The 12696-nt window shown below is 40.7% G+C and carries 10 protein-coding genes; 5 read left to right on the forward strand and 5 right to left on the reverse strand.

From position 1 onward, the window contains the following. Positions 1 to 434: 434 nt before the first annotated feature. On the forward strand, positions 435 to 1472 hold the full coding sequence (locus L4B77_RS11315) for a polysaccharide lyase family 7 protein (protein WP_429750502.1): 1038 nt from the start codon (positions 435 to 437) through the stop codon (positions 1470 to 1472). Positions 1473 to 1674: 202 nt separating this feature from the next. Here the strand turns inward: L4B77_RS11315 and L4B77_RS11320 are convergent, their stop codons facing one another. After that, on the reverse strand, positions 1675 to 2964 hold the full coding sequence (locus L4B77_RS11320; protein WP_429750504.1) for an MATE family efflux transporter: 1290 nt from the start codon (positions 2962 to 2964) through the stop codon (positions 1675 to 1677). Between the two features lie 264 nt (positions 2965 to 3228). Beyond that, complete coding sequence (locus L4B77_RS11325) at positions 3229 to 3951, reverse strand: FadR/GntR family transcriptional regulator (protein ID WP_261839524.1); 723 nt, start codon at positions 3949 to 3951, stop codon at positions 3229 to 3231. 450 nt (positions 3952 to 4401) lie between these two features. Here L4B77_RS11325 and L4B77_RS11330 point away from each other — a divergent pair, with 450 nt between their 5' ends. The 3 genes from L4B77_RS11330 (at position 4402) to L4B77_RS11340 (ending at position 7958) form a co-directional block, all read left to right on the forward strand. Further along, entirely contained in the window at positions 4402 to 5121 is a 720-nt protein-coding gene (locus tag L4B77_RS11330) for a FadR/GntR family transcriptional regulator (RefSeq protein ID WP_261839525.1), read from the forward strand. A gap of 258 nt (positions 5122 to 5379) precedes the next feature. Continuing rightward, on the forward strand, positions 5380 to 7242 hold the full coding sequence (locus L4B77_RS11335; protein ID WP_429750507.1) for a DUF294 nucleotidyltransferase-like domain-containing protein: 1863 nt from the start codon (positions 5380 to 5382) through the stop codon (positions 7240 to 7242). Further along, positions 7242 to 7958 carry a 3'-5' exonuclease gene (locus L4B77_RS11340; protein ID WP_261839527.1) on the forward strand — a complete coding sequence of 239 codons (717 nt, stop codon included), beginning with the start codon at positions 7242 to 7244 and terminating at the stop codon, positions 7956 to 7958. Before L4B77_RS11335 ends, L4B77_RS11340 begins: the two co-directional genes overlap by 1 nt. 129 nt (positions 7959 to 8087) lie before the next feature. Here L4B77_RS11340 and L4B77_RS11345 read toward each other — a convergent pair whose 3' ends face one another. The 3 genes from L4B77_RS11345 to L4B77_RS11355 form a co-directional block, all read right to left on the reverse strand. Beyond that, positions 8088 to 8759, reverse strand: a complete 672-nt coding sequence (locus L4B77_RS11345; protein ID WP_429750509.1) for an oligogalacturonate-specific porin KdgM family protein — start codon at positions 8757 to 8759, stop codon at positions 8088 to 8090. Positions 8760 to 9795: 1036 nt separating this feature from the next. Then, on the reverse strand, positions 9796 to 10404 hold the full coding sequence (locus L4B77_RS11350; RefSeq protein WP_372065505.1) for a toxin-antitoxin system YwqK family antitoxin: 609 nt from the start codon (positions 10402 to 10404) through the stop codon (positions 9796 to 9798). A 406-nt stretch (positions 10405 to 10810) separates the two neighbouring features. Then, positions 10811 to 11308 (reverse strand): peptide-methionine (S)-S-oxide reductase, encoded by a 498-nt coding sequence (locus L4B77_RS11355; RefSeq protein WP_429750511.1) that lies wholly within the window; start codon positions 11306 to 11308, stop codon positions 10811 to 10813. A 328-nt stretch (positions 11309 to 11636) separates the two neighbouring features. Here L4B77_RS11355 and L4B77_RS11360 point away from each other — a divergent pair, with 328 nt between their 5' ends. After that, positions 11637 to 12659 (forward strand): metal-dependent hydrolase, encoded by a 1023-nt coding sequence (locus L4B77_RS11360; RefSeq protein ID WP_429750513.1) that lies wholly within the window; start codon positions 11637 to 11639, stop codon positions 12657 to 12659. Positions 12660 to 12696 lie beyond the last annotated feature (37 nt).

Below are 12696 nucleotides of genomic sequence, written 5' to 3' on the forward strand. Positions count from 1 at the left end.
AACCAATATCATAGATAATATTAAATTAATGTATGACAAATATGATATTTATTTTGGAGGGAAATTTCTGTGAGGCCTATCGTAAAATCCGGAGTGATGAGAAACTATGCGGCGAAATGCAATGAATGTCTCAATTTCTGATGGATAAGTTAAACCATTCATGATGCACTTCTCATATTCATTACTCTTGCCAATTTACGTGTCTGTATGTGTTAAAATAAGACAAATACTAAGGTGTGCTTAGGTTTTACGCCTGATTTATGCGTTATCTGGCTAAATCATCACGCTTAAAGGCATGAATATAAGTATTTGCTATAAGATTAAAGCCAATTTTATTGATGGTTTATTTAAGTCGAAGAGAAAATATTTACTATTCAAATGTGATTTATGTACTGAGAGTGTGCTCGGTATCGGTTTAAAATAGAGGATGAGTCATGTTTAAGAAAAACATATTATCAGTGGCATTATTAGCAACGATACCAATGGTTACTTTTGCTAATAACGGTGTTTCTTACCCTGTGCCAGCAGATAAATTCGATATGAATAATTGGAAAATAACGATACCTTCAGATATTAATAAAGATGGTCGAGTTGATGAAATAGAAGGTGTAGCAATGTTGAGCTACTCACACAGTGATTTCTTTCATCTTGACAAGGATGGTAACTTAGTCTTTGAAGTACAAAACCAAGCGATCACCACGATAAACTCAAAAAATGCACGTTCTGAATTACGCCAAATGCCGCGTGGCGCAGATTTTTCGATTAATACGGACGACAAAGCCAATCAGTGGGCATTATCAAGTCATCCTTCTGCTAATGAGTACAGTGCCGTTGGTGGGACTTTAGAAGCGACATTAAAAGTTAATCACGTTTCGATGAATGCTAAGTTTCCTGAAAGGTACGCCGCTTACTCGGTGGTTGTCGGCCAAATACACGCGAAGAAACACGATGATCTTATTAAAGCAAAAACCGGCTTTGGTTATGGTAACGAACCTCTAAAAATCTTCTATAAAAAGTTTCCGGGTCAAGAAACGGGTTCTGTATTTTGGAACTATGAAAGAAACCTAGAAAAAAATGATCCTAACCGTGCTGATATTGCTTACCCAGTTTGGGGGAATACTTGGGAAAACCAAGCGGATCCTGGAAAAGCAGGCATTGCTTTGGGCGAAGAGTTTAGTTATCGAGTAGAAGTTAAAGGCACGATGATGCATCTGACTTTTGAATCGGCTGGTCACGATACCGTTAAGTATGACATTGATTTGAGTAAGGGCGTTGATGAGCTTGATTCATCAAGGGGCTATGCTGAAGATGATTTCTACTTCAAAGCGGGTGCGTACGGACAATGCAGTGTTAGCGACTCTCACCCTGTATGGGGCCCGGGTTGTGCTGGCACAGGTAACTTCGCCGTTGATAAAAAGAATGGTGATTACAATAGTGTTACCTTTTCGGCACTTAAGCTTAATGGTAAATAGATAGCCTAATGGCCAATAAATAAGTCGTAACGAACAATATAGTAGATAAATAAAAACCACTTAGCAGAACGTTAAGTGGTTTTTTCGCTTTAAAATCCAGGCATTTTATGGTGTTGGTCGTTCTCTTTTGTGAAAAAATACAACCTGACCAAAGGAAGCTTGTATTCGACGAGACTGATCTTAGGCTAAAGATCGACCTTTTCTAGTCATACATCAACTCATTGGCTTTGTCCGCATCAAACTCTTTCAAAGATTTACGCGCTAAGTGGCGGAACGGGAGCGCTTTAATGATCTCTTCGAATGGCTGAATAGCAAATGCCCAAAATATTGATCCATCTAACCCCAAGATAATCAAAGCACATAATGGGATTGAAATTACCCACTGGCCGGTAAAGTTAATTTTGAATACATCCGTGGTTTTCCCTAGTGCTCTTAATATGTTTCCGTGAACCGTGTTGTAGCCTCGAACAATGGGTAACACGATGTAGAGTGGGGCAATAAGCGATAACGCTTGATAAGTCGAAGGATCCAGTGCTGGATAAATATCAGCAATCACTAAACTTAAACCGGCAAACATCACCGCACAAACAATAGAAATACCCACCGCAATATCAATACTGGTATCCACATTTTTTGTTAAATCGTCTATTTTTTTTGAACCAATCGCTTGGCTAATGGTGATCGCAGAAGATTGAGCCCAAGCGGTAATAAATTGAGTTCCTGCTCGTATCCATGGCATGACCAAGGTGATTGCCACGTAGGCATTGATATTGAGCTGTGAATACAATAGTTGATAGACGGTGATACCGATAGACAGCATAACCACATTGGCCGCGACTGGAAATATCTCGATGAAATGACGACGAATGTTGTAAATGAACTCCGATTTCTTAGCCTCCACTTTCAGTGAAACAAAAGAATCGAAATGGACACACAAAACCAGATACAGCAGACGAATGGTGATAGCCATAACACTACCGAGGGCGGCACCCTGAACACCGATACCTTCAAAGGTTGAATAACCATGAATAAGCGTATACGAGAGTAGGGCGTTAATCGGCAGTTCGATCAAGTAACCCTTAAAAGGAATTTTGGTTCGCCCCAAGGCATTAAATTGAGCGATGATTACCTGTGTGACAGCGGTGAATAGAATGAGATATTTTGCAATGTCCAGATAGTGTCTGATTTCCAGATGAAGGTTTTTATCGTCGGTTAAGGATTGAATCAAAGGTTGATCGAAAAAAGTAAGCAAGAACCAAAATATCTTTGCCAATCCTAAGTTAATGAACAGGCCCGACCAAAAAGCTTTAGCAAGAGAAGATTTTACACCAGAGCCGACAGCACGACTCAGCACCAGTTGCGTACCATTCGCGAGTGCCATTTGGATCCCTAATACAAAGGAGATGATGGTCGTTGCAATACCCATTGCGGCGAGAGGCGTTTCACCAAGTGGAGAGATAAGCAGGGTGTCGATCATCAACATCGACTGCATCAGCAACCCATTTAAGGCGAGAGGCCAGGCGAGAGAGAAATTTTTCCTAACGTATGACTGCGAAGACACAAGCAATACCTTATATGTCTAACCGTAAGCTTTTTATAAATGATCTAAGTTCACCGATTGAAAATCAAACACTACGGTAATTGATGGTTAAAGTAAAATCGTTGATTCGATAGCGCTAATGGTCAAAATATGGCTGAATCTTGCGTCAGAGCACCTCGGTTTTGATGCGCGATAATCACAATCATTCGATCTTGGTTAATTGATGGATAATTCAACTTGAGACAATTTTTGGTTTTCATCATCCAGTAATACTCGAGAAGCTATTCGTGCTTGTTGCTCATTGCCCGACATAATCGCATCGTATATGGCTTTGTGTTCTTCAAGGCAGAAGTGACCGCCTTCAGCTGAATGGTCGATAAACTGTTTGAAAATCGTCGATAGAATGTTTGTGAATGGAATGTAAAACTGATTACCCGTTGATAAAAAGATGGTCTGATGAAAAAGGTGGTCATGCGTTGTCCACTCTTCATAATCAAAGCTGTTTGCTGCCATGGTCATCTTTTGAAATAAAATTGAGAGTTCTTTTCGTTGCTGGACGGTAGCATTAGTTGCTGCCAATGCACACGCTTCTGGGTCAATGGCCTTTCTTAAGCCTAAAAATTGAGATAAGAAGGGTTTAGTGTCTTCTAAATCTTGAATCCAATACAGTAATTGTGGATCTAAAAAATGCCATTGTGTTCTCGGCTTGATATGAGTACCTACTTTCGGTTTTGACTCAATCAATCCTTTTGCAGAAAGTAGCTTGGTTGATTCTCTAAGGGCAGTTCTGCTCACACCAAAGATATCGCACAGCTCCATCTCACTGGGTAATTTTTGATTTTCTTGTAACTCACCAGACAAAATCTTACGCGCAATTTGCCTTGCCACTTGAACGTGAATTCGGCGGCTTGAATCTTCCACCAATGTAAATATTGACATTTAAACCACCTGAAATTGAAAAACAAAAAACAGACTGAATACTGTTAAGGCTACACCAGAGGAAGACTTGTCATTAGAGTGTATTTGCTTTTAAAAGTGCTAAAGAACAGAGTCTCTTTGAGAATAGGGCTCTTATAAGTATTAAATATTACAATAACACTTGTAATATTCAAGGACGTTTCTTACAAAACCGATCAATAAAGCCACAAATAGCGATAGCAAGACTGGTTTTGTGATTTACCGCATAAAAAAATGGCATGAATACGAATTATTTGTATGTCTAAGCTGTTCAATTTGTTTTGGTGACATTAATCTTTACAAGATGGACGGTATCTTGTTCTAGCCTTTATTCCCTGTGACCTCACGTTCTTCTTATACTTAGTTGGAGCGGATATAAATCAATGCTATAGTCTGAGTTAAATAATACATATCTAATAAGTAAGCAGACTAATGGCTGGTTCTTTTCATTCAATTTCAGGCTCTAAGCGAAGCCTTCATGTGCAAGTTGCACGTGAAATCGCTCGTGGTGTTTTGTCGGGCAATTTGCCTCAAGGTTCGATTATTCCGGGTGAAATGGCTCTTTGTGAGCAATTCGGTATCAGTAGAACGGCTTTAAGAGAAGCGGTTAAACTTCTCACATCTAAAGGCCTACTCGAGTCTCGACCTAAGATTGGTACGCGTGTTGTTGACCGTGCGTTCTGGAATTTCCTAGACCCACAATTGATTGAATGGATGGATGGTTTGGCTGACACTGACCAATTCTGTCAACAATTTTTGGGGTTGCGTCGTGCGATTGAACCGGAAGCGTGTGCTTTAGCCGCCCAGTTTGCTAGTGCTGAACAGCGTATTGAATTATCGGGTATTTTCCAGAAAATGGTAGAGATCTCGAGTGCAGAAGAGTTTAATCAAGAAAATTGGTTAGATATCGATATGAAATTTCATAGCCTTATCTTCAACGCAACAGGTAACGACTTCTATCTACCATTTGGCAATATCTTAACGACGATGTTTGTTAACTTTATTGCTCATTCTTCGGAAGAAGGGAGCACATGTATTGATGAGCATCGCCAAATCTATGAAGCCATTATGGCGGGTAACAGTGATAAGGCGCGTCAAGCATCAGCAAGTCATTTGTTAGAAACGAATCACCGATTACCTGTGGCTAGTTAGTTGTTTTAAATAATTTTTTATTGATATTTTATCGGGTTACCCCTCACTATCGAGTGGCATAATCCGCTGAATCAACACTGATTGAGAGACTGACTATTTGAAAAGCACGTTGAAACGTGCTTTTTTTATGCCCAAAATTGATAAAAATCTGATCAATACCCAAATATTTAAACGATTGYTTTCTGTTTTGTTGAAAGCGCTAGTAACTCACATTGTTGGTTATATAATAATACTAATTAAATTAATGCGAGTTTGATTATGTCTCAGTCTCTATTGCCAAACATTCTTCAGTTCATCGGTCAGATAGACCCTTTCGATAAGATCCCTAAACAAGCGCTTCGAGAACTTGCTTCGAACGTTCAGATTACTTATCTCGGAAAAGGCGATGTGGTTGATCTGTGTGAATCGGGTAAAGAAAAGTCACTCTATATTATTCGTACGGGGTCAATGGAGCAAAGAAAATCCGATGGTGTACTCCGCGCGCGTTTAGGCACTGAAGACTTATTTGGCTTCACGTTCTTAGATTCTGAAGTTAATGATGAGAAAGGCTATCGAGCGATCGCCATTGAAAGCACTTTACTTTACATCATTCCACACTCGGCACTTCAAACACTGTTTAAAGCGTTTCCAAGTTGTGCAGAACACTTTGCTTCTCAAGCTCAAGTGCGCTTGAAATCTGCACTGAATGTGGTGTGGTCAAATAAAGAAAAAGGCTTATTCATTCGTAAAGTGTCTGATGTTGCAAGTGGACAGGTGGCGATTGTTAACGCCAAACAGACGATCCAGTCGGTCGCATTTGAAATGCTCCATCAACGCTCACCCTGTGCTGTGATTTATGAAGGTGACGCCATTGTTGGTTTGATTACCGACCGAGATATGACCAAACGAGTGATCGCGCATGGTGTCAGTACGGACAACTTGATTTCTGAGGTGATGACTCATTCTCCGCTTACGGTTAAACCGGATGATTTAGTGTTGCATGCTGCATCTATCATGATGCAGTTTAATATCCGCAACTTGCCAGTAGTGAAAGAGAATAAAGTCGTTGGCTTACTGACCACGTCACACCTAGTCCAAAATCATCGAGTACAGGCGATATTTTTAATCGAGAAGATTAAGTATTCGGGTAGTGTGAAAACCCTATCTTCGTTCACTTCTGAACGCCAAGCTATTTTTGAGGCGCTGGTGGAAGGTAAAGTTGCACCGGAAACGGTCGGTAAAGTTATGACCATGATCATGGATGCCTATACACGGCGATTGATTCAGATTGCGATTGACAAATTAGGCCCGCCCCCTTGTGAGTTTTCTTGGATTGTTGCGGGTTCACATGCGCGGAATGAAGTGCACATGTTATCGGATCAAGACAGCGCGATTGTATTATCTGATGATGCGAACGAGAGTGACCGTATTTATTTTAAACACTTAGCTATGATGGTAACCAATGGCTTGGCAAGTTGTGACTATCCCTTGTGTCCAGGTAAATTTATGGCAGCGACACCTAAATGGTGTCAGCCACTGAGCGTTTGGAAGCACTACTATAAGAAGTGGGTAGCGAACCCTGAATATGAGCGCTTGCTGAACATCAGTGTGTTTTTAGAGATTCGTACTATCTATGGTAACAGTGAATTTGAAGGCATTCTTCGTGAAGAGTTGCACTCCAATATTCGTAACAATCGAGAATTTCTCAGTACGTTGGTGAGAGATGCCGTGAACACCAATCCACCACTGGGCATTTTTAACAGCTTGGTGCTAGAGAAGTCCGGTGAGAACAAGAAAACACTGAATGTGAAAAAATACGCAATTAACTTGATTATTGATCTTGCGCGTATATACGGATTAGCCGTTGAATGTGATTTGTCTGCAACCGATGAACGATTTACTGCTGCGAATGAGAAAGGCATGCTCAGTGACGACGCATTTAAAAATATACTCGGTGCTTACCAATACATTTTATCTTTCCGCTTTGGTCATCAACTTGAAGCGTTGAAGAATGGGGAGGTGCCAGACAATAACATTAATCCGGATAGTTTTGGCAGCTTTGAACGTAAGCACTTGAAAGATGCTTTTAGGATCATCGCTGATCTCCAAGATGTGGTTAAGATTCGTTTCGGAGCGCGTTAATGAAAGCACGGTTAAATTATTTTCATCCACTTGAGCGAATTAAACGCAAGCGCAAGCAATACTTAAATTCGGTAAAATTACCTGAAGCGTTGCATGATCTTGTTGAACAGCCCTGTCCGGAGATAACGGATAAGGCTAAAGATATCGATTACATTGTGTTAGATCTTGAAACAACAGGCTTAGACAGTGAACAAGATCTCATCCTATCGATGGGGTGGGTTTATGTAGTTAACGGGCGAATCGATTTAGCTTCGGCCAAGCATATCTATCTTAATAATGACTCACAGATCAATGCAGAAACCGCAGTCATCAACCATATTACGCCAAAAATGTTGGAAGAGGGTGTAAGTATTCACGATGCAATGCTAACCTTTTTTGAAGCAGCAAAAGGCAAGATCATTGTCGCGCACGCTTGCATTGTGGAAGAGCGCTTTATAAATCAATATCTACTTAGATGCTACGGGCTTAGGGTCGTTCCTTTACTTTGGTTAGATACGTTGTGTATTGAAAAAACGCTAGAGAAAGCCATCAGTAATCATCAAGAAGTGGACTTAACGCTAGCCGGTTCGCGACAACGGTATGGGCTCCCCGAATACAACAGTCATAATGCGTTAGTGGATGCGGTCTCGACTGCGGAATTACTTTTAGCTCAACAAAAGCGAGTGGTGCCTAACGATGAAGTGACCCTTTCACTTTTATATCGGATCAGTCGCTAGTTCAGCAATTCTACCTTTCATTATTCATTGGAAATAATGAAAAATAAGCCAGCGATTAAGCTGGCTTTCATTTCGGTTTCAGAGCATGACGATCGTCATATTCTCTTGGTCTTTCGGATTACCTGTCGATTAAAAGCTGTAAGTAATACCGACACGGCTACGTAGTTGACGGTCTCGGCTGTCTTGAACATTACCGAACTCAACGTACGGGCGCCAGTTCCAGTCAGCTTCTTTATAACCAACTTTCATGTTGTAATCCCACTCGTTGTCAGCACCGCCACCACCGGTCCATTCGTTGTTTGCAAAGTCTTCAGCGTAGTTAGCTTCAAAGCCGAACTGCCAAGCATTCCAATTGTAATCAATATTTCCGGTGACTTTACTGCGATTCATATTTTTGTTTGACGAATCGGAAGTGTAGTCACGAAACTCATGACGGTAGCGAAGTTTGGCTTTCACTCCGGAGTCGAAAGCGTACTGGACACGCACTTGCGGCTTGTAGGTTATGCTATCAGAGCCAAACGAGACAGGCATACTGGGTTGGACTAGCCAGTGTTCGTCAATATTGAATTTGTAGCCGTATTCGAACTCGCTGCCCGCAGCTTCCCATTCCGAAAAAGGTTTCCCTTTTTGTTTCATTTCCACACCAAAGAAGTGGTTATCAACCGAGCCACCAATTTTTATACGACTAGCCCAACTTTCAGAGCCATGTTTGTACTCTTGGCGTGCGTCTAATGAAGCCGCAGTCACGCTGCTAGCAAAAAGCGTTGCTACGATCGCTAAAGTAATTTTGTTTTTTATCATTTTCTTCTTTCCACTGTGTCTAACTAAAAAATGGGTTAAATGTTTGCCATTGAGGCTTTGTTATCTTGGATTTCACGCTTTAGGTCAGTCGTTTTGCATGCGTAACAAGGCGACTTCAGTTTATGTTTATTGGCTCATCAGGAGCCTATCGTTATCCATTTCAGCCATAGATGTACAAGTTTATTTTGAAATAAAATATTACAAATATATTAGCGGATTTGTAGGAAAGCGATCTGTGAATTAGATCGTATAGTTGTTTTAAAATCACTAAAAAACATATGACAATGCCGTTTTAATCTTAAGTTGTTGTTTTTACATAATTTATATTATTTTGCGTGTAGGCTGTCTATCAATAAATGTGCGCTACAGCAAAAAATAGAAATTTTTGATGTCATTTTAAATTGTAATACATTATGATTTATATTGTCGTCCAAGCATGGCATTGTGATTCCAAATGTTGACGTGATGTGAATAGATCAATTGATGATTTGCGCGTGCACTTGCAAGAATGATTTAACAAGATGAGGTAATCGAAACCCTCGATTAAAGAAGGTTTGAAATGTTATTGATGATGGTGTGATGCCGCTTGCTACGCAGAAGTGATGTGAGTTAGGTAGTCGATCTTGTGCTAAATCGATAGCAAAACGAAATCGTTGAAGTGCTCACATAAGCATTTTGATTATTGCTCCCAACTATTTTAATTATAACTTCTTCTTTCGTGATAAAGGAAAGGGGACGGTAGTGAAGATCTGCCTTTACGCTCATGTTGATACAGGCAACATGGGCGTTTTTTTTTGCTTAATGTTTATATGACTATCGTTGAATAACTACGACAGTGTCATTTATGATGGGGTGCTCTGAGTGCTTTTCATTCACTAAGCGTCGATAGGTGAGGGAGGTGAAACCTATATCGTTCTCTGTGAGTTCAAGTGATGGAAATGTGGGTCGATGTAGTTAACTCTGAAATATCCAGAATGACTTTAAACAGAATAACAGGGCATTCATGATAGAATGCCCATTATATGATGTCGCTTAATTAGCTTTGAGTGGGCATCCAAACCTGTTTGGAGGTGATTTTTTGATCTTTAAAAGTGAGTTCTTCAACCTTATCTCCGTTCTGGTTCCAGCGCGTTAATATTCCATCTGCAATTTCACCATCATCAAATTTGGTTTGACTCGCCTTCTTACCATTCGGATAGTAATCGGCTTCTAATCCATCCTTTAGTCCTTTGCTGTAGTGTGCAGTCAGGCTCTTTTCACCGTTTGAATACCATCGAGATACCACACCTGAGAGCTGATTATCTTTATAATGGAGTTCTGCTTTTTTCTGCCCATTAGGATACCAAGTCTCAGCTTTACCTTGTAATTGACCTTTTTCGTAATTCACTTTAGACGCGATTTGGCCATTCGGGTACCAGTTCGTTTCTAAACCAAGCTCTAAGCCATCAGCAAACTGAGCTTGAGTCGCGATTTGTCCATTATCGAACTTCTCTTCAAACTGACCGGTGAAGGGTTTTGTATGGTTAACTTGATAAGCCACGCCGTGACGCATTTGCAAATAGTCAACAGTATTATCGCTGGTGGCTGCATAGCTCATAGAAGACATCGAACTAAGAGCAATCAAGATAGGGATGTATTTCTTCATAATGACACCTTTTTAATGGATGAGATAAAGTGTAATCGGCGTGTTAAAATCATTCCATTTTCGTGAAGAACTGTCAGTATTTATTATTGGTTTTCAAGTTTTCACTATTCGCGRCCAAACGCAGGGAACTTTTTGAAGAAACTTCTGACATGAAATGACAGGTTATTTATATTACGAATGTTTCCGATGGGCTTATCTTTACCGGCATTATTCAACCGTATTTTCATGTGTATTTTTGCGTAATGAAGGATAGATGTTAGTGATGCCGAACGTATTCGCTCAGCATGATGTCTATTTGTGAGGAGAGGCTAGAGTTATTTTTATCTTTCCACAACTCTTTGAGCCACGTTCGTTTAATCGCTAAAAATAAAATACGCGGTGAGTACTTGATTAAACTAACTCAGCGCTAAGATTTGTATTTATGCAGTAGATCCCAAGGAATATGACAGAGATGGTGGTCCTCTGGAAAATGGCTTAAGTGGTGTTGGTGAATCTTATCACTTGGCACATAGTTGGTTAGCGGCTTAATTTCGAGAGCGATTCGGTCAGCATCATTCCGTGATGCGATATAGTGCTTGGCCTCGATTAAGTGTTTCATGTTGCTACTGTATACGCCTGTGCGATACTTTTCTCCAACGTCACTTCCTTGCTTGTTCACGCTGTATGGATCGATGATTTCAAATAAGTGCTCCATCAGTATCGCAACAGACGTGACACACGGGTTAAAGTCGATTTTTACGCACTCTGCGTAACCATCATAGCTTTCACTTACCGTTTTCCCTTTTTGGATCTGAGGTGATCTGCCATTAGCACGGCCGGCTTCGGTGTTGATGACGCCGGGCACGTATTTGATAAATTCTTGTACCCCCCACAAGCACCCGCCTGCTAAATAAATCTGTTCCATACGATTCGTTCAATTCTCTGTATTTGTTTTTGATGGCTTATAGATTCATGACATAGGCAGAAACAGCCACCAAGTTCTCACCATATTAATCGTTTGAAGTATACTTAAATGGGCGGTGGAATCGTACCTATAAAACGAACACTGATCATTGTGGCAGCAATGTCGCTGATTAAACTATGTGAAAAGGCTTTCTAAATTAAGCAACCAGACGGTCAAACAGGCGATCGAAAATGAAACTGTTTAAAGAGTAAATTAGATAGCTTGATTAGACGTTGCTATAGCTCAATGCAAGGTTTTAGTGCTATGGAATTCGAAACATGAGTGATTTATGGATCCATTAACGCAGGGCGTGTTAGGCGCTGCTTTGTCACAATCGGCAAGCAAAAAACAACATTTGGTTGTTGCTGGGATATTAGGTTTATTCTCTGGATTGGCGCCAGATTTAGATGCACTGATTAAGTCTCAAAGTGACCCTTTGTTGGCTTTGGAATTTCATCGACAATTTACCCACTCACTTTTTTTCATCCCCATTGGCAGTTTGATCTGCGCTTTGGTTCTGCATCTTCTCATTGCAAAAAGGCGTGGACTTTCTTTCAAACAAAGCTGGCTGTTTTGTGCTCTGGGTTATGGCACTCATGCACTGTTAGACGCTTGTACCACTTATGGCACGCAGTTACTTTGGCCTTTCACCAACGCGCGTTTTGCTTGGAACACCATCTCAATCATTGACCCTATTTATACGATACCTATTTTAATATTACTGCTGTTTGCAACGTTGAAACGTGTGCCTTGGCTAGCGCGTGTTGCGTTTGCTTGGGCTCTAATTTATCCAACATTAGGGATGATTCAGCGAGACAGGGCAGAGGCAGTTGGGTGGCAATTAGCGGATCAAAGACAACACACACCGATTCGATTAGAGGCAAAACCAAGCTTTGCTAATATCTTGGTATGGAAAGTGGTCTACGAAACAGAGGCTCAATATCATGTAGACGCAGTGTGGGTTGGCACATCGGTAAACGTATATCCCGGAGAGTCGATTGCGAAGCTGAATGTTAGCAGGGATTTTCCTTGGCTTGACCCTGATTCTCAACAAGCCAAAGACATTGAACGTTTCCGCTGGTTCTCGAATGGTTACATTGCTCAGGACCCAACAGACGATCTGCGTATTATCGATGTCCGATATTCAATTGTACCGAATCAAATAAAAGCACTTTGGAGCATCAAGCTATCAAAAGCAGTTGATGCAAACACGCATGTAAAATACGAAACGCATAGAGACAACACACCTGAGTCGAGACAGATCTTTTGGGGTATGTTGAAAGGGGATTCACGATCGAGTTCTGAAGAGTAAAAAGGCTGAGTCAGATAACCTGCTCAGCCTTTGTTGT

The sequence above is a fragment of the Vibrio minamisatsumaniensis genome (assembly GCF_050337445.1).
In the GTDB taxonomy this organism is placed as follows: Bacteria; Pseudomonadota; Gammaproteobacteria; order Enterobacterales; family Vibrionaceae; genus Vibrio; species Vibrio artabrorum.